Source organism: Roseateles sp. P5_E1, assembly GCF_054049335.1.
The window spans coordinates 1-518 of record NZ_JBFUMN010000485.1 but is presented as its reverse complement, the minus strand read 5'-3'; the positions used below and the strand labels follow the sequence as shown (position 1 = coordinate 518).

The window sequence follows — 518 nt, the reverse complement described above, 5'->3', positions numbered from 1 at the left end:
GGAACTGGCCGTGCATGCGCGCGCTGAGATCGCCGCGTGCGATCGCCTGCAGCACGGTCGACACCTGCTCCAGATCCTGTTCGGTCGTCTGCATCAGCCGGTTGAGACCACCGACCATGTCGCGGAAGTCGTACTGGTAACGCGCTTCGTCGCCACGCTGGCTGAAATCGCCGGCCGCCGCTGCCGTGGCGAGGCGCTTGATCTCGGCATTGATCGCGCCCAGGTTGACCTTGGCGGTATCCAGCGCCTGGGTGATCACCGCCTTTTCGCCGGGCAGACGTTCCATGTCCAGCGACAGATCGCCCACCGCATAGCGGCCCATGATCTCGATCGCGCGCATCTTCACCTGGATATGCGCATGCACCAGCGCGTTGCTGTCGCGGACCATCTGGCCGTAGCCGCCAGGGAAGGCAGTGTCGTCCATGCGGTAGCTGATCTGGCCGGCGTCATGGCGCTCGGCCATGGTGGCCTGCGCGGCCAGCACCTCCTTGAGCGTGCGGGTCACCGCGCCCATCGCC

Annotated in this window: 1 pseudogene; it reads right to left on the bottom strand. The window is 66.4% G+C overall.

From position 1 onward, the window contains the following. Positions 1-518 (bottom strand): annotated as a pseudogene (locus tag ACXJKJ_RS32230) (hypothetical protein); the annotation flags it as partial.